Here is a 17,347-nt window from a genome sequence, read left to right as displayed (position 1 = left end):
TTTTAATGTATATTAAGTTAATGTTTTTGTTAACATATTATTAACACATAGACAATTCTATGATAAACTAATCTGATTTTATTTGAACTACTTTTGCATGAAATATTTAATTAAAATTAATTATGAAAATTAAAGTAGGAATTTTTACTGTCGCATTTCTTCTTATATCAACTCTTTTAGTGGCACAGAAGGGTACTATTAGAGGTAAAGTAATTGATAATAAGACAGGGGAAGAAATGATTGGAGTTTCTGTTGTAATTAAAGGTACAGCAAATGGTGCTGCAACAGATCTTGATGGTGCTTTTTCTTTTGGTGCTGCACCAGGTGTTTATGACCTACAAGTATCTTTTATTTCATTCGAAACATTAACTGTAAGTGGAATAGAAGTAAAAGCAGGAGAAGTTAGCAATGTAGGCACAATCAGACTTGGAGAGTCGGTAGAGCAAATGCAAGAAGTAGTTGTTAAAGCCGAAGCCATAAGAGAGACTGAAGCTGCTTTATTAACAGTAAAAAAGAAATCTGCTAATATAATGGATGGAATATCATCAGAAACTTTTCAATTAATTGGTGATTCTCATGCTGCAACTGCCGTAAAACGTGTTGCTGGTGTTTCCATTCAAGATGGTCAATATGTTTTTGTAAGGGGACTTGGGGATAGATACACTAAAACCACCCTGAATAAAATGAACATTCCTGGACTAGATCCCGATAAGAATGCTGTTCAGATGGATATTTTCCCTACAAGTTTAATAAACAATATAATTGTATATAAATCATTTACTCCAGAATTAAACGCTGACTTTGTAGGTGGAACTGTAGATATCGAATTGAAAGACTTTCCTACTGCAAAGACTTCAAGCTTTTCATTTAGCACAACCTATAATCCTTCTATGCACTTCCAGTCAGATTATAGAAGTTATGAAGGGGGTAGTTTAGATTTCTTAGGAATTGATGATGGCACAAGAGACTTACCATATAATGCAAAATTAGATGGTGGAAAACTTCAAAGCACAATCCCAACCAATGATGAAAGTATTAGATTTCTAAGTAATGTAACTAGAAGTTTTGATTCAAAAATGGCTGCTCAAGTTTATGGGAACAATTTGCCAGATATGAGTGCTTCATATTCTAGAGGAAATCAATTTGACATAAATACTTACAAATTAGGTTACAATCTAGCAATCAATTACAATAAAAGTACTAACCACTATCAAAACGCGATAGATGGATATTACCTAAGACCACAGGATGCAGATGAATTTGAATTAATTTCTGATAATATCTATGAGGGTCCTTTAAGCTCAAGAGACACTAGATTAAGTGGGCTAGCTGGACTATCATTAAAAACTGATGCTTCTAAATATTCTCTTAAAGTACTAAGAATACAAAACGGCATATCAAGGGCAGGACAAAGAACTAGAACAGCTTCATTGACCAATTCCTATACTGCATTTTTAGATAATTTGGAGTATACCGAAAGAATTATGAATAATGCTACTTTAGATGGTACGCATAGCTTCAATAGAGGTGAATTTGAAATTGATTGGATTTTGGCTTCAACTTTTTCTTCTGTAGAGGATAAAGATGTAAGAATAACCCCATTCACAATTGCTGATGATGAAGGAAATCTTGCTATTCAATCTCAAGAAGGTGGGGAACCACAAAGAATTTGGAGATTATTAGATGAGCAGAATTATAGTGGAAGAGTAGACTTCAAAAAAGGATTTAACCTAAATGAAAATGAATCAAAAATTTCATTTGGAGTTAGTGAAGATTTCAAACAAAGAGATTACGAAATCCAAGATTTTGGAATTGACTTCTTCGGTAATCAAAACCTTTTAGAACTAAATGGTGATGCTGACAGAATATTTTTACCAGAAAATATAATTGGTGAGCTTGAAGGTGTTGATGATTCTAGATTTGGAACATATGTAGGAACTAGATTTACACCTAGTAACGCGTTTAATGGCAGCATTAACATAGTTGGAGCATATGTAAGTAGTGAATTAGTTTTCACTGATCAAATTAAAGCGATCGTTGGTGTTAGATCAGAGAAGTACGATCAATTTTTCACAGGTCAAAATCAGAATGGGTCAAGGGTATTTGAAAATGAAAATGTTTTATCATCTTTAAAATTATTCCCTTCACTAAATCTAACTTATTCACCATTTGATGATACTAACCTAAGAGCTTCATATTCTAAAACTGTTGCTAGACCTTCTTTTAAAGAGAAATCAACTTTGGAAATTCCTGATGTATTAACAGGTTTAACTTTTATTGGTAATATCGACCTTGTAGAAACAGATATTGACAATTTAGATTTAAGATATGAAATGTTCATGAGCAGAGGTCAAACAGTATCAGTTGGGGCATTCTTTAAAAGATTTGTAAATCCAATTGAACTTGTAAGAAATGATATTCAGTCTGATAATGTTAGCCCTCAAAATGTTGGGAACGGTCAAATAATGGGTGCTGAGTTCGAAATCAGAAAAAGTCTAGATTTTATAACTCCTGCTTTAGAAAACTTCTTATTCAAAGGAAATTTCACTTACGCTAGCTCATTTATAGAAAGAAATGAAACAGAAGCTGACGGTACAAAAAATGGCTTGAGAACTGGAGAGGAATATTCAGATAGAAGAGATTTCCTTGGACAACCACCTTATATCATAAACGCTGGATTAGATTATGTAGATTTTGAAACTGGTTTTGAATCAAGTATTGCATACAATATTCAGGGACCTACTTTAGCTATTGTTGGTGTTAATAGAACTCCAAGTACTTATACTGTTCCTTTTCACAGCTTGAACTTTAATATGAGCAAAACTTTTGGTTTAGATGGGAAAAACAAAATTGGATTAAGAGTTAATAATATTTTAGGAGATATTCAAGAAAGAGTATTTAGATCTTTTAATGCTGAGGATCAAATTGAATTTAGCAGAACTCCTGGAAGATCTTTCAGAATTAAATACTCAAGAACATTCTAAGTTTAGGTTGACTTAAATATTAAAAAGCTTTCGGGGAAACTCGAAAGCTTTTTTATTTTGTACAATTTCTCGATCGCATAAAAAAACCTGTGAAGGACACTCCACAGGTTTATATAATTTATCTTAAAACCGTCAACCAATTTTAGGACGGATCAGCGTTTTATTGAAATTTATCTCTCAAGCTGATAAGCCACTACTTTATTGCTAAAGAAAGTGGGAACGTATACAATTTCTTTTTCCGCATTCAAACCAATATCAGCAGTTTGAGAAGCTTCCTCAGTATCTAATAATAAAGTGGCTTTATTACCCGCTACATGGTAAATTTCTCCTTTCCATCTACTTGCAATGTAAGTACCGTCATTTAAAACTGTAAGTCCATCTCCACCTGTAACTGAATCATTAACCATTTCAAATTTATTAGAAGCTAAGTCTAAAGATCTTAGTCCCATTCCATCTAAAGTCATTAAATGATCTCCTTTGCTTAAAAGGCCATTAATACCTTTAACTCCTTCAGCTACAGTTGATAGTTCTCCATTTTCAATTTTATGAATTAAACCTAAACTCATATCTGAAATGAAAACAGCAGATTCTGAAGTTGTAATATCATTTAAAAACTCAGCTTTTTCAGGAGTAAATTCTTTTGCTATTTCACCCGTTTCAAGATCAATCGCAACCACTCTATCTATATCAGTAACATACAGATGACCATCAAAAATGCCCATTCCTTTAGGTGCATTTAATCCGGCAGCCCATTTTAATGACTCAACACTACCATCTAGATTTAAAATAGAAATAAATCCTTCTCCGTTTTTATCTAGTGGCTGTCCATTGATGTTTGACACGAAAAGTCTGTTTCCTTCACCATCAAACAAAACTGACTCACAAGTAGTCATGACCGTATCCGTTTCCCAAAGCTTCACCAATTTTGGATCAGCTGGTTTTTCCACTACTTCTTTTTCTACTGCCTCTTTCTCTTCTGAATTTTCTTTTTTTGCTGGTTGGCATGCAAAAATTAATAATGCGAAGCCTAAAATAAATAATGTATTTTTCATAGTAACTTATGTTGATTTGTTATAAAGTTACAAAACTTATGAAAAACCTAAGTGTTTCGTTTTTATGATAATACCTTAAACTTTTTCCTCTCCTATATATTGTAATACTTTCCTTAAAGCTACTTTTCTAATATCTTTTTCTCTAACTGCAGAATGTCTATGCAATACAAATTGAAATTTTAAGGAAGTGAAATTTTCATTTATTTTAATTATCCTTAACATATAACTATCGTCTTTAATGTATTGCTGATAGTCACTTAAAGCTTCTATAATATATTTTTCAACGGCACTAACATCCGTGATTAATTCATTTTTGAGGTCAAAATCAAAACTAACCTTTCGAATAGCTCTTTTAGTGTAATTATAGATTTGAGAGGTAAACACTAATGAATTCGGAATATAGATCAGGTCTTCATCATCATTCGTTATATGTAGATTAACTAGTGTAATATCAGTGACTTTCCCCTTAACTTCACCAATTTTAATTTCATCTCCAATCATAACTTCCCCATTAAACATGATCAACATACCATTGATCATATTGGCTATATAATCTTTAGATAAAATAGCAATGGCAGCAGCGACAATACTTAATGAGGTGATTAAAGCGATGGGATCTATATTGAATAACATTAGAATTGTCCCAATCAAAATAAAGGTGTGTAGAATATTAGCAATATGATCTATGCCTAATACAAAGTTATTTTTAGTACCCCTTGAGAGTTTATGCTTTTTCTTATAATAAAATACAACCCCCAATCTGATGAATGAAACCCATAAATCGGCATAAAGATAAAAGCGAGCTGCCTTAACATAATTCTCCCCTATTCCATATTTTAATATTTCAGCATGATAGGTGTTGATGGCAAATAATGCAGCAATAAAAATGATTGCTTTCACTAAAAACTTGATTCTTCTTTTATACTCAAGTTTACTGGCCGGGTTAACAGATTTTCTATTCATTTCTCAAAGTTATAACAATCTAATAACACTTAAAGTAGGTGCTCTCGGCTTCATCCATTATTTTTGTGAAAATATTTTACAAATTAAAAATGATAGACAACAAAAGAAACCCTTGGCACGACATCCATTATGGTGATGAAGCGCCAGAATACGTGAACGCTGTAATAGAAATTTCGAAAGGGAGTAAGGGTAAATTTGAGTTAGACAAAGAAACTGGTTATTTAATGCTTGATAGAGTATTATTTAGCTCTGTACATTATCCAGCAAATTATGGGTTTATTCCGCAGACTTATTGTGATGATAAAGATCCATTAGATATCATGGTAATTACTTCTATTGAATTACCTCCTCTATGTATGGTAAAAGCTAAGGTATTAGGTGTAATGAAAATGATGGATCAAGGCGAAGCAGATGATAAGATCATTGCTGTTGCGGCTAATGATATGTCAGTAAACCATATGAATGATATTCACGATTTACCTCCTCATACATCAAGAGAAATGCAGCGATTTTTTGAGGATTATAAAAAGTTAGAAAACAAAAAAGTGGTTGTAGAAGACTTTTTTGACAAAGCTGAGGCTCACAAAGTGATTAATGACAGTATTGAATTATACAATAAAACTTTTTAATACGCTTAGATAAGCAAAAAAGGCTTCTTAAATAATATTTAAGAAGCCTTTTTTATATCAATCAAAAGAATTACATTCTTGAAACTTTACCTCCTGAACTTGAATCAGAATCCACAATTGCTGGGTTTCCTCCATAATTGATTTTACCTGAAGAAGATGCTTTTGCTACTAATTCTTTTTCTACATTAAATTCTACTTTTCCTGATGAACTTGCTGAAACATCAGCATTATTACAAGTAAAATTAGTGGCAGCAATTCTTCCCGAACTACTTACTTTAGCTTCAAAATTATCTGAATTACCCGATAAAGTTAATCTGCATGAGCTACTAGCTTTCGCTTCAACATTGCCAGACTTAACACCTACATCTATTCTTGCTGAACTTGAGCCCGAAATTTCTACATTTGCAGCCTCAACTTCAACATCAATTCTTGCTGAGCTAGAACCTTTAATTTCGATATTATTAGCTTTTATTAGCCCTTCTGCAGATAATCTTGATGAGCTGCTAGCTTTCAACTCTTCCAACTCTTGATAGTAAACTGTAACTTCTACTTCAATATTTCTATAACTTTTGTTTGAGGCCATTTCGATAACCAAATCCTCACCTTTAACATCCGTGATAACATCTTCTAATTCACCAGTTGTGCTTACCTCAACTTCTGGCTGGCTCCCCTTTTTCAATATAACTCTTATGCTTTGTGATGATGATACAGATGTAAAATCATCAATAGATCTGGTTTCAGTTTCCTGAGCAAACAATTGAACGCTTAAAAGAACAAAAATTAGGGCTAATAGTGATTTTTTCATGATTTTATAAGTTTGTTTATTTGATAGATTCCAAAATCACGAAAAGGTTGCATGTTCAAAAAAATAAAATAAAAAAGGCACGACTGATAAAGCCGTGCCTATATAATTGTTAGTATTTTATACGATTAAAACTTACTTAAAACCTTATTCACTTCTGAATCAGGGTTAGCACATTTTTCTCCAGGTTGTTTCCCGCAGAAACTACATGCTTCACCATCCTTATTTAAAAAAGGGCTTTGAGAAGCACATGTACCTTTAAATTCACCATTTTTTACAAATAATAGTCTTACTGACATTAATACGAAAAACGCTGCTATTAATCCGATTGCTAATAAAAAAGTAGTCATATTTTTAATTTTTAAGACTTTCCTAAAGCCTTTTGAATTCGTTGTGCAAATTTAACATTCTAAAATCATAACGCCTAGTAAGAATGCAAAGTTTCTTAAATTGCGATTAACTAATGAAGAAACACATCCCTATGAAAGAAGTTCAAAAATTCCCTGATAATAGAAGAAAAGAAAAAATTGAAGCTTTCGATAGATTATTAACCATTATGGATCAATTAAGGAATTTATGTCCTTGGGATAAAAAACAAACTATTGAAAGTATAAGACATTTAACAATTGAAGAAACTTTTGAATTATCTGATGCCATTCTCGATAATGATTTAGAGGAAATCAGAAAAGAACTAGGTGATATTATGCTTCATATGGTGTTCTATGCTAGAATGGCAGATGAAAAGAATGCATTTGATATGGCTGATGTATTAAATGGTATTTCCGAAAAATTGATAAATCGTCATCCTCATATCTATTCTGATATTGAGGCAAAAGATGAAGAAGCCGTAAAAGAAAATTGGGAAAAGATTAAGTTGAAGGAAAAAGGGAATAAGTCGGTTCTAGGAGGAGTACCCAAATCTTTACCCGCATTAATTAAAGCAATAAGAATCCAAGAAAAAGCAAGAGGCGTTGGCTTTGATTGGGATAATAAAAATCAGGTTTGGGATAAGGTTGAAGAGGAAATGAATGAATTTCAACATGAGGAAGAATCTGGTAATAAAGAAAAAGCAACTGAAGAATTTGGAGATTTACTATTCAGCTTAATTAATTATGCAAGGTTTTCCGATATCAATCCTGAAGAGGCATTAGAAAAAACCAATAAAAAATTCATAAAACGATTTCAATTTCTTGAAGAGGAAAGTAAAAAAGATGGAAAGCAGATTTCTGAAATGAGCTTAGCTGAAATGGATACTTACTGGGAGAAAGCTAAAAAATTACCCTAAAAATTTAAAATTATTGCAAATCTATAAGATAACAGTTTGAAAATAAACCATAAAATTAATAAAAAACATATTTTTACCACAGAAAGGTTAATTATTATACCTTATCCATTTAATTTTTAGGTTAAATTCATAAATTAGGGTTTCATTAAACCCAATTTTTATGAATTTAATGTTTTTAAGCTCATTTAAAGCTTTATTTACACCCTTATTAGCAACAAATCTAGAAAGTGCTGCTTCTGAAGTTAACATTGAAGTACTAACAGTAAATAATGTATGGATGATGCTATGCATCGCTCTCGTATTTATCATGCATTTAGGATTTGCATGCGTGGAAGCAGGCTTCACTCAATCTAAAAATACAGTTAATATTTTATTTAAAAATACAGTCACACCTGCAATAGGACTAGTTTCTTATACGATTATAGGTTTTAACCTTATGTATCCTGAATTTGCTGATGGTCCAGGTTGGTTTGATTTCAATGGATTTTTCTTAAATGATTTTGCCGGCATTAATTATAATCAAAACTATACTTATTGGACAGACTTCCTTTTTCAAGCCATGTTTGCAGCTACAGCCGCAACAATTGTTTCTGGAGCTGTTGCTGAAAGAATAAAAATTTCCGGCTATTTTATTTTCACCATCATATTTGTAGGGTTTGTTTACCCTGCTATTGGAAGTTGGAAATGGGGCGGTGGCGCATTAGATGCTATGGGCTTTTATGATTTTGCAGGCTCAACTTTAGTTCATTCAGTAGGTGGCTGGGGAGCTTTAGCGGGCATTATTGTACTTGGACCTAGAATTGGTAAATACGTAAATGGAAAAGTAATTGATAAAGAAGGATCAAGTGTTCCATTAGCTACTATAGGCGTATTCTTATTATGGTTCGGATGGTTTGGTTTTAATGGTGGTTCTGTACTTTCTGCAGAACCCAGAGCGACATCTTTAGTCATTATGAATACCTCATTAGCTGCCGCAGCAGGCTCATTAGGAGGATTTCTAATGGGATATATCACCTTTAAAAGACTTGATTTAGGCATGGTGTTAAATGGTACACTTGCGGGATTGGTCGGTATCACTGCGGGTGCTGATTTAATGACCCCTGGACTATCTTTATTGATAGGTTTTATTGCGGGTATGTTGGTGGTATTGTCAGCGATTGGACTAGACAAATTGAAATTAGATGATGCAGTGGGAGCTGTGTCCGTCCATCTAACATGTGGAATATTCGGAACTTTAGCGGTTGGAATTTTTGGACAAAAAGCGGGTTGGGAACAATTCGTCAATCAATTAATAGGCGTAGCTGCTTGTGGAGCTGCTGCATTTGGTTCTGCTTTTATTATATTCTATGTACTAAAGAAAACGATTGGCTTAAGAGTTTCGAAAGAACATGAGGAACAAGGCTTAGATAGCCATGAACATGGTATAAGAGGATACACCATTACTTATGAATAAACTATACAGAGCTTGTCTTATTAGAAGCAAGCTCTTTTCTTTATAAATACTGATCTAGATATCCCGCCATATCTTTTTGAATCTCTAAAGCTTTGATACCAGCAGTTTTAGCAAAATCTTGACCATTTGAAGCATATATAATTCCTCTGGATGAGTTAACTAATAATCCTCCATCTTTATTTAGGCCATTTTGAGATAGCTCTTTAAGATTGCCTCCTTGTGCGCCTACTCCTGGAACTAAGAGAAAATGATTAGGTACTAGTTTTCTGATTTCCTTAAACTCATCAGATCGGGTAGCTCCCACAACATACATCATATTTTCTTTAGTACCCCATTTTTGAGAAACCTCTAATACTTTTTGGTACAATAGGCCTCCCGAATTTAAAGATTCAAATTGAAAATCCTTACCTCCCGCATTTGAAGTGAGAGCCAATAAAATCACCCACTTATCTTCAAATTCAAGAAAAGGCTCCACAGAATCACTCCCCATATAGGGCGCTACAGTTATGGAATCAAAATTCATTTGTTCAAAAAATGCTTTTGCATACATTTTTGATGTATTTCCTATATCCCCTCTTTTTGCATCTGCTATCGTAAAAACATCATCAGGTAAGTATTCAATAGTCTTTTGAAGACTCTCCCAACCTTTTACACCCATTGATTCATAAAATGCTATATTAGGCTTGTAAGCAACAGCATAGTCAATTGTTGCATCAATGATCTGTTTATTGAATTCAAATATCGGATCCTCTTCTTTTAAAAGATGTTGAGGTATTTTATTAATATCAGAATCCAAACCCACACATAAGTAGCTAGACTTAGATTTAATTTGTTGAGAAAGTTCTTGGTAGTTCATGATAGTATAAAGGGCTACAATATAAACCTGTCAGGTTTCTAATTAAATCTACAATGGTTGTATTCAGGAATAAATCATAATAAACCTTAAACCTGACAGGTTTGAATCATTTAATAAATGAATTATCTGAAGTCTAATACCTCAATATCAGGGTATTTAGATGGGTCAAATATGAAATCTTTATCTGTTAAACTATTATCAACTTTAAAATTAGTCACTTCGTAGTTAAAGATGTTTCCTGCCCTGTCAAAGATGGTCCACTTGTCTAACAGATTAGTTTTCTTATCAATTTTTAATCTTATTTTATAAAATGATTCATCTTTATCTTCAGGCACTAGATCAATTACATGGTATTGAGCATTTCCTTCGCCCGCCATATATAAATATTTGTAACCTTCTTGATAAGCCTTATAAATCTTACTTGGATTCATCTCTCCAGCCTCTGCATCGTAATCATTAATCGTAACTTCATTAGCATCTCTCAGGTAAGTCCAAACCGTTTCATTATTATTAACGATTAACTGACCTGCAACATCTGCCTTGAATTTATCGCCACTCACTACAATTTCACCTTTAAAGGTATCAGTGAAATCTTCCATTTTATTCTCGAGCGATTGAGTGAAAGTTGCTGTAAAGCCAGGTATATCACTGTATTTAGCACTCATATCATCCAAAATTGCTTTGGCTTTTGGATCATTTTGCGCCATTACTGCGATGCTAAAAAGGCCTAGCATCAAGATTAGTGTGTATTTTCTCATCTCTTTTATATTCTTATTTAATTGTTATTATCGATATTGTTCAATAATTGTTCCAAACTATATTCATCAGGAATTAAAACTTCTCTCGCTTTACTTCCTTCGAAAGCTCCCACAATCCCGGCAGCTTCTAATTGATCAATTAATCTACCTGCTCTATTATAACCTAGTTTAAGTTTTCTTTGAATTAAAGATGTACTTCCCTGTTGGTGCATCACAATCAATCGTGCAGCTTCATCAAACAAAGCATCTCTTTCCGATAAATCAACCTCTCCCACTTTACTATTATCATCATCACCTGAAAATTCTGGCAACTGATACGCTTGTTCATATCCTCTTTGATTACCAATAAATTCAACTACTTCATCAATTTCTGGTGTATCTATAAAAGGGCATTGCAATCTGATTAAATCCGAGCCTTGAGAAAGCAACATATCCCCCATTCCCACTAATTGTTCTGAACCACCTGTGTCTAAAATAGTTCTGGAATCAATTTTTGAGGTAACTCTAAATGATAATCGAGCAGGGAAATTTGCTTTAATAATACCTGTAATAACATTAACAGACGGACGTTGAGTAGCTACTACTAAGTGAATTCCAATTGCTCGAGCCAACTGAGCCAATCTAGCAATTGGAGTTTCAACCTCTTTTCCAGCAGTCATCATCAAATCTGCTAACTCATCTATTACCAATACAATATAAGGTAGGAATCTATGACCTTTTTCAGGATTGAGTTTTCTATTTACAAACTTGTTATTATACTCTTTTAGATTTCTACAACCTGCATCTTTTAATAAATCATAACGATTATCCATTTCAATACAAAGTGAGTTTAATGTATTGACTACTTTTTTGGTATCGGTAATAATTGGCTCTTCTTCATTAGGGAGCATTGCTAAAAAATGGCGCTCTAACTTATTAAATAAAGTTAATTCCACCTTTTTAGGATCAACTAATACGAACTTCAACTGGGATGGATGCTTTTTATAAATAAGCGAAGCAAGCATTACATTCAACCCTACTGACTTACCCTGACCTGTTGCACCCGCCATTAGTAAGTGAGGCATTTTAGCTAAATCAGCAATAAACACATCATTGCTAATAGTTTTTCCTAAAATGATAGGTAATTCTTTATCGCTTTTTAAGAATTTATCAGTGGCAAGTACTGATTTCATACTTACCATCTCTCGATTTTTATTAGGAACTTCAATACCAATAGTCCCCTTTCCAGGTATAGGGGCAATAATTCTAATACCTAAAGCAGCTAAACTAAGCGCAATGTCATCTTCTAAGTTTTTAATTTTAGAGATTTTAACTCCTGCTTCCGGTACAATCTCATAAAGAGTTACTGTGGGCCCAATAGTAGCCTTAATACTTTGAATCTTAATTTTGAAGTTAGTAAGCGTCTCTAAAATTTTATCTTTATTAGCTTCTAACTCTTCTTGAGTAACCTTAACTTTTCCAGAATTATGATCTTCAAGTAAATCTAATATAGGATACTTATAAGATGATAGATCTAAAGTCGGGTCATAATTTTCAACCTTTTTACCAAGCTTTTCATCAAAAGCTGATTCTTCTACCTCAAAATCTTCATCTTTAACTTCAGATTCAATCTCTGGCTCTGAAATCACCTTATTTTCTAAAGTGTTCTCAACTTCCATGGTTAATTCTTCTTTCTGAGGTGACTTTTTAGGTTTTTGTTCGGTTACTGTCCAAGTACTTGCATCATCAAAAGATTCATCATCATCTTTCTGAGCTTCTTTTTCTTGGTTGTCTATAACTTCTTCTTTCTCAGGTTTATTTACTTCATCAACAGAAACATCATTCTTTTCAACTTCATCTTCTTTATCCATAATTTCAGAAGGGTTTGATGAAAACAATGAAGTCACATCAAAATAGAAGACCATGAAAATCAATAATGATAATATTAAAACTAAATACGTACCCCATCCAAAAAGACTATTGAAGAGTACAGCTAATTCATATCCAATACCACCACATAAAAATGAAAAAGCTGTTATTTTTCCTGATTCAAAAACCATGAATCCTAGTAATAAACTAGCCCAAAATAGGAAGAAGACCATGAAAGTAAAGGCTCTTCGAATAGAAAATATTTCTTTTTGAAAAGTAATTTTGTAGCCCGCCAAAAATAAAAAAGGCGGAATAAGAAAGGAAGCAAGACCGAACCATTTAAAAACGAAATAATAAGCAGACTGAGCTCCTAATAAACCCAACCAGTTGTCCATTTCAGCTCCTGATGCTTTGATTCCATTTTCATAAGCAGATTGCAAGACGCTCATATCTGCTTTACCAGTAAATAAATAAGAAATAAAGGCAGTAAATAAAAATATAGAACTTGACAATAGAAAAAAGCCGAAAGCAAGGTGCAATCTTCTATCTTTCAGAAACCCAATATTAAAATTAAACTTTGGACTCTTCTTTTTACTATCAGATTTTTTAAATGTATTTGATTTATAGGTGTTTTTAGCCATAAAAATTGCCTGCTAAGCTATAATAAAGTTGCATAAATTCCATTAAAGTGCAAAATACTAATCTTCAATTAGAATTTAGTATGTTTTTAACGATCGCTGAGATTAATTCTTACTTCTTAAAATTTGAATTATGATTAACTCAGTAATAAACGACTTGCTTGGACAAAAAAATAGCCTGAATAATTAAATCCAGGCTATTTGAGATGGGTGGAAGATGGGACTCGAACCCACGACCTCCTGAACCACAATCAGGCGTTCTAACCAACTGAACTACGACCACCATTTTGAGCACACAAAGGTAAGAAGGTTTCTGAAATTCAAAAAAGGTTTTAGTAAAAATTATTGTAAAGATTTGCTAACACTTTTCAGTCAATGATAATGGAAATAATAAAAGACTCCCCCATAAATCTTGAGTGTATATTTAAGATTAAAATTACATTCTCTTTTTAAGTATTATAAAATGACTAATTTTGCACTTCATTTGGATTTTATATGAAGAAAATAGCAGTAATCGGATTAGGTTATGTGGGATTACCACTAGCCGCTGAATTTGGTAAATATAGAGAGGTTCTCGGTTTTGATATCAATGAAAAAAGAGTAAAAGAATTAAAAGACGGTTTCGATAGAACTTTAGAAGTTGATACTAATGAATTAAAAGAGGCCAGCCAATTAAAATATACTTCTGATGCAAATGATTTAATTGAAGCCAAGATATATATTATCACTGTACCTACACCGATAAATGCATATAAACAACCCGATTTAACACCTTTAAAAATGGCTTCGGCAACCGTGGGTAAAACCTTAAAAAAAGGGGATATAGTGATATATGAATCTACTGTTTATCCTGGATGTACTGAGGATGACTGCGTACCAATCATTGAAAAAGAGAGTGGATTAAAATACAATCAAGATTTCTTCTGTGGATATTCACCAGAAAGAATTAATCCAGGAGATAAAGAACATAGACTGCCTACCATTAAAAAAGTAACATCAGGTAGTACTCCTGAAATTGCTGAAGAGGTAGATCAATTATATAAAGAAATCATTACCGCTGGTACTCATAAAGCTTCTTCAATAAAAGTAGCTGAAGCAGCAAAAGTCATTGAAAACTCACAAAGAGATCTAAATATTGCTTTTGTGAATGAGTTGGCACTGATTTTTGACAAAATGGGTATCGATACTGCAGATGTATTAGCAGCAGCAGGAACAAAATGGAACTTTTTACCATTTAAGCCAGGTTTAGTGGGCGGTCATTGTATAGGAGTAGATCCCTATTATTTAACTCACAAAGCTGAGTCATTGGGTTATCATCCACAAGTAATTCTTTCTGGTAGGAGAATCAATGACAATATGGGAGCACATGTAGCCAGTTCTGTTGTAAAATTAATGGCACAAAAAGGTTCAGTGATCAAAGGTTCAAAAGCCCTAGTAATGGGTATTACTTTTAAGGAAAACTGTCCAGATATTCGGAATAGTAAAGTAATTGACGTTATAAGAGAATTAGAATCTTATGGGATTGAAGTTGATACTTACGACCCACAGGCAGATTCTGATGAGGTTAAACATGAATATGAGATTAATTTAATTGAATCTCCAAAAAAAGATTACAATGCTATAATATTAGCAGTATCGCATAAAGAATTTAAATCTTTTGACTTGTCCAACCATTTACAAGAAAACGGAGTCACATACGACATCAAAGGATTTTTTGAGAGAAGTTTAGTAAATAAAAGATTGTAAATTTGAAGCACTTATTTGTATTTGGTACTCGACCGGAGGCTATAAAAATGGCTCCATTAATTAGGACATTTCAAGCCGATCCTAATCAGGAAGTAGTAGTGTGCGTCACAGGGCAGCATAGAGAAATGTTAGATCAGGTATTAGATTTTTTTGAGATCAAACCAGACCATGATCTTAATTTAATGGCGCCTAATCAAACCTTATACGATATTACTGCTAAGGCGCTTTTAGGACTGAAACCAATATTGGCAGATGAAAAACCTGATAACATTTTCGTTCAAGGAGACACAACAACTGCATTTATCGGTGCTTTAGCTGGCTTTTACGAAAAGATTAAGGTCTCACATATTGAAGCTGGTCTTAGAAGTGGTGATTTATATTCTCCATTCCCTGAAGAAGGTAACAGGAAATTGGCTGGACATCTAGCTAATTATCATTTTGCGCCTACTCAACGTGCAATAAACAACTTAAAATCTGAAGGAATCAAGAACAATGTTCATCAAGTAGGCAATACGGTTATTGATGCATTATTATTAGGGCTTGATATTATAAAAGAAAAAGGTGAAGAGTCTTACGAAGAATTCTTTAAAGAAATCGATTTCTCTAAAAAAGTGATTTTAGTGACAGGACATAGACGTGAAAGCTTTGGAGGACCTTTTGAAAATATGTGCACTGCCATGAAGGATATAGCATTAGCCTATCCCGACACAGAATTAGTTTACCCCGTCCATTTGAATCCAAATGTTAGAAGCACAGTAAATGAAATTTTAACTGGAGTCAATAATGTCAAATTGATTGAGCCATTGGCCTATCCTTTTTTAATTTGGTTGATGAACAAATCATATTTCGTATTAACAGACTCTGGAGGAATTCAAGAAGAAGCACCTTCTTTAGGAAAACCAGTTTTAGTAATGCGTGATGTTACAGAAAGACAGGAAGGAGTGGAAGCAGGAACTGCTAAATTGGTAGGAACTAATTATGATGTCATCATGAAAGAAGCCAAATTGCTTTTAGATGATGAAAAACATTACAAGGGCATGGCCAACGCTGTTAACCCTTACGGAGATGGTACTACAAGTAAACAAGTATTAGAAATTTTAAAGAAATCTTAATTGAATGGTTAAGAAAGATAGAAATATAAAAGCAGTAATGGTGGGCCTAGGCTATATTGGTCTACCAACGGCAGCCTTAATGGCAAGCAGAGGTATTAAAGTTCATGGAGTTGATATTAATCAAAAAGCTGTTGATACGATAAATAGAGGTGAAATTCACATTGTGGAGCCTGATTTAGATGGTCTGGTTAGACATGTAGTAAAAGAAGGTTATTTAGTTGCCGATACACAAGCAACTGCTGCCGATGTTTTTCTCATTGCAGTTCCGACTCCCTTCAAAGGAGATCATGTCCCTGACATCTCTTATGTGGAAACCGCAACGAGAAACCTCTGCCCTTTTCTTGAGGAAGGCAACCTCGTTATCCTTGAATCAACTAGTCCGGTAGGAACTACAGAAAGAGTAAAAGAAATAATTGATGAAGAGCGTCCTGAATTGAAGGGGAAAGTATTTATTGCTTACTGTCCGGAACGCGTACTTCCTGGAAACGTTATTCATGAACTAGAACATAATGATCGTTCTATTGGAGGGATGGACGAAAAATCTACTGAGCAGGCAATTAATTTCTATAGAAACTTCGTAAAAGGAGAATTAGTGGCTACAAATGCTAGAACTGCTGAAATGTGTAAATTAGTAGAAAACTCATCTCGTGATGTAAGCATTGCCTTTGCTAATGAGCTATCTATGATTTGTGACAAAGCAGGAATAGACGTTTGGGAATTGATTAGTTTGGCCAACCGTCATCCAAGAGTAAATATTTTACAGCCTGGTACCGGAGTAGGTGGACATTGTATAGCTGTAGATCCTTGGTTTATTGTATCAGAATTTCCAGAAGAGGCCAAGATTATTCGTTCTGCTCGCGAAATCAATAACTATAAAACGAATTGGGTAATTGAAAAAGTTAAAAATTCATCTCTAAAATTTGAATTAAAACATGAAAGGAAGCCAAAAATTGCTTGCATGGGGCTAGCATTTAAACCAGATATTGATGATCTACGTGAAAGTCCTGCTTTGAATGTCACTAAAGCTTTAATTTCTGAAGGTTTGGATATTATGCCTATAGAACCCAACATTGAATCACACCCTGATTTTGATGTGTATTCAATCCAGGAAGCGAGAGAAAAAGCTGATATATTAGTGTTTTTAGTATCACACAGGGAGTTTAGAAAGCTCTTTGATAAAGGAATTGATAAGGAGTATTTAAGTTTTGTGAATTAATGCCA

At 33.4% G+C, this 17,347-nt stretch carries 14 protein-coding genes and 1 tRNA gene; 7 read left to right on the top strand and 8 right to left on the bottom strand.

The window, feature by feature from the left end; all coding sequences use genetic code 11:
* Nucleotides 1-122 precede the first annotated feature (122 nt).
* Nucleotides 123-2,984 carry a TonB-dependent receptor gene (locus tag QYS48_RS08695; RefSeq protein WP_308355561.1) on the top strand — a complete coding sequence of 954 codons (2,862 nt, stop codon included), beginning with the start codon at nucleotides 123-125 and terminating at the stop codon, nucleotides 2,982-2,984.
* A 170-nt stretch (nucleotides 2,985-3,154) separates the two neighbouring features.
* On the opposite strand, the gene QYS48_RS08690 is transcribed toward QYS48_RS08695, so the two are convergent.
* The gene (locus QYS48_RS08690; RefSeq protein WP_308355560.1) at nucleotides 3,155-4,036 is read right to left on the bottom strand and encodes an ATP-binding protein; all 882 of its coding nucleotides are present in this window, start codon (nucleotides 4,034-4,036) and stop codon (nucleotides 3,155-3,157) included.
* A gap of 75 nt (nucleotides 4,037-4,111) precedes the next feature.
* A complete protein-coding gene (locus QYS48_RS08685) occupies nucleotides 4,112-4,999 on the bottom strand; it encodes a mechanosensitive ion channel domain-containing protein (protein ID WP_308355559.1) in 888 nt (295 codons plus the stop codon).
* A gap of 89 nt (nucleotides 5,000-5,088) precedes the next feature.
* Between QYS48_RS08685 and QYS48_RS08680 the strand changes: the two genes are divergently transcribed.
* The gene (locus QYS48_RS08680) at nucleotides 5,089-5,628 is read left to right on the top strand and encodes an inorganic diphosphatase (protein WP_308355558.1); all 540 of its coding nucleotides are present in this window, start codon (nucleotides 5,089-5,091) and stop codon (nucleotides 5,626-5,628) included.
* 70 nt (nucleotides 5,629-5,698) lie between these two features.
* Here the strand turns inward: QYS48_RS08680 and QYS48_RS08675 are convergent, their stop codons facing one another.
* Both QYS48_RS08675 and QYS48_RS08670 read right to left on the bottom strand, forming a co-directional pair.
* Entirely contained in the window at nucleotides 5,699-6,433 is a 735-nt protein-coding gene (locus QYS48_RS08675) for a head GIN domain-containing protein (RefSeq protein WP_308358415.1), read from the bottom strand.
* A gap of 125 nt (nucleotides 6,434-6,558) precedes the next feature.
* On the bottom strand, nucleotides 6,559-6,780 hold the full coding sequence (locus tag QYS48_RS08670; RefSeq protein WP_308358414.1) for a hypothetical protein: 222 nt from the start codon (nucleotides 6,778-6,780) through the stop codon (nucleotides 6,559-6,561).
* A 113-nt stretch (nucleotides 6,781-6,893) separates the two neighbouring features.
* Between QYS48_RS08670 and mazG the strand changes: the two genes are divergently transcribed.
* On the top strand, nucleotides 6,894-7,715 hold the full coding sequence (mazG, locus tag QYS48_RS08665) for a nucleoside triphosphate pyrophosphohydrolase (protein ID WP_308358413.1): 822 nt from the start codon (nucleotides 6,894-6,896) through the stop codon (nucleotides 7,713-7,715).
* Nucleotides 7,716-7,875: 160 nt separating this feature from the next.
* Nucleotides 7,876-9,168 carry an ammonium transporter gene (locus QYS48_RS08660; protein WP_308358412.1) on the top strand — a complete coding sequence of 431 codons (1,293 nt, stop codon included), beginning with the start codon at nucleotides 7,876-7,878 and terminating at the stop codon, nucleotides 9,166-9,168.
* Nucleotides 9,169-9,208: 40 nt separating this feature from the next.
* Here the strand turns inward: QYS48_RS08660 and pyrF are convergent, their stop codons facing one another.
* From pyrF to QYS48_RS08640, 4 genes are all read right to left on the bottom strand, one after another.
* Nucleotides 9,209-10,024 carry an orotidine-5'-phosphate decarboxylase gene (gene pyrF / locus QYS48_RS08655; protein WP_308358411.1) on the bottom strand — a complete coding sequence of 272 codons (816 nt, stop codon included), beginning with the start codon at nucleotides 10,022-10,024 and terminating at the stop codon, nucleotides 9,209-9,211.
* 122 nt (nucleotides 10,025-10,146) lie between these two features.
* Complete coding sequence (locus QYS48_RS08650) at nucleotides 10,147-10,782, bottom strand: outer membrane lipoprotein carrier protein LolA (RefSeq protein WP_308358410.1); 636 nt, start codon at nucleotides 10,780-10,782, stop codon at nucleotides 10,147-10,149.
* A gap of 17 nt (nucleotides 10,783-10,799) precedes the next feature.
* The gene (locus tag QYS48_RS08645) at nucleotides 10,800-13,271 is read right to left on the bottom strand and encodes a DNA translocase FtsK (protein ID WP_308358409.1); all 2,472 of its coding nucleotides are present in this window, start codon (nucleotides 13,269-13,271) and stop codon (nucleotides 10,800-10,802) included.
* A gap of 205 nt (nucleotides 13,272-13,476) precedes the next feature.
* A tRNA-His gene (locus tag QYS48_RS08640) sits at nucleotides 13,477-13,552 on the bottom strand.
* Nucleotides 13,553-13,763: 211 nt separating this feature from the next.
* On the opposite strand from QYS48_RS08640, the gene tviB reads away from it, so the two are divergent.
* The 3 genes from tviB to wecC are packed head-to-tail and all read left to right on the top strand — an operon-like array spanning nucleotide 13,764 to nucleotide 17,342.
* Nucleotides 13,764-15,014, top strand: a complete 1,251-nt coding sequence (gene tviB, locus QYS48_RS08635) for a Vi polysaccharide biosynthesis UDP-N-acetylglucosamine C-6 dehydrogenase TviB (RefSeq protein ID WP_308358408.1) — start codon at nucleotides 13,764-13,766, stop codon at nucleotides 15,012-15,014.
* 2 nt (nucleotides 15,015-15,016) lie between these two features.
* Nucleotides 15,017-16,126 (top strand): non-hydrolyzing UDP-N-acetylglucosamine 2-epimerase, encoded by a 1,110-nt coding sequence (gene wecB, locus QYS48_RS08630; protein ID WP_308358407.1) that lies wholly within the window; start codon nucleotides 15,017-15,019, stop codon nucleotides 16,124-16,126.
* Nucleotides 16,127-16,130: 4 nt separating this feature from the next.
* Nucleotides 16,131-17,342, top strand: coding sequence for a UDP-N-acetyl-D-mannosamine dehydrogenase (gene wecC / locus QYS48_RS08625; protein ID WP_308358406.1), 1,212 nt, complete (start codon nucleotides 16,131-16,133; stop codon nucleotides 17,340-17,342).
* Nucleotides 17,343-17,347 lie beyond the last annotated feature (5 nt).

Source organism: Marivirga arenosa (assembly GCF_030503895.2).
Taxonomy (GTDB): Bacteria; Bacteroidota; Bacteroidia; order Cytophagales; family Cyclobacteriaceae; genus Marivirga; species Marivirga arenosa.
Note: the sequence above shows the minus strand (reverse complement) of the source record. Positions and strands in the feature narration are given on the sequence as shown.

Coding starts and splice junctions, on each gene's coding strand:
- QYS48_RS08695 (WP_308355561.1), top strand. CDS start 123: ATGAAAATTAAAGTAGGAATTTTTACTGTCGCATTTCTTCTTATATCA.
- QYS48_RS08690 (WP_308355560.1), bottom strand. CDS start 4,036: ATGAAAAATACATTATTTATTTTAGGCTTCGCATTATTAATTTTTGCA.
- QYS48_RS08685 (WP_308355559.1), bottom strand. CDS start 4,999: ATGAATAGAAAATCTGTTAACCCGGCCAGTAAACTTGAGTATAAAAGA.
- QYS48_RS08680 (WP_308355558.1), top strand. CDS start 5,089: ATGATAGACAACAAAAGAAACCCTTGGCACGACATCCATTATGGTGAT.
- QYS48_RS08675 (WP_308358415.1), bottom strand. CDS start 6,433: ATGAAAAAATCACTATTAGCCCTAATTTTTGTTCTTTTAAGCGTTCAA.
- QYS48_RS08670 (WP_308358414.1), bottom strand. CDS start 6,780: ATGACTACTTTTTTATTAGCAATCGGATTAATAGCAGCGTTTTTCGTA.
- mazG (WP_308358413.1), top strand. CDS start 6,894: ATGAAGAAACACATCCCTATGAAAGAAGTTCAAAAATTCCCTGATAAT.
- QYS48_RS08660 (WP_308358412.1), top strand. CDS start 7,876: ATGAATTTAATGTTTTTAAGCTCATTTAAAGCTTTATTTACACCCTTA.
- pyrF (WP_308358411.1), bottom strand. CDS start 10,024: ATGAACTACCAAGAACTTTCTCAACAAATTAAATCTAAGTCTAGCTAC.
- QYS48_RS08650 (WP_308358410.1), bottom strand. CDS start 10,782: ATGAGAAAATACACACTAATCTTGATGCTAGGCCTTTTTAGCATCGCA.
- QYS48_RS08645 (WP_308358409.1), bottom strand. CDS start 13,271: ATGGCTAAAAACACCTATAAATCAAATACATTTAAAAAATCTGATAGT.
- tviB (WP_308358408.1), top strand. CDS start 13,764: ATGAAGAAAATAGCAGTAATCGGATTAGGTTATGTGGGATTACCACTA.
- wecC (WP_308358406.1), top strand. CDS start 16,131: ATGGTTAAGAAAGATAGAAATATAAAAGCAGTAATGGTGGGCCTAGGC.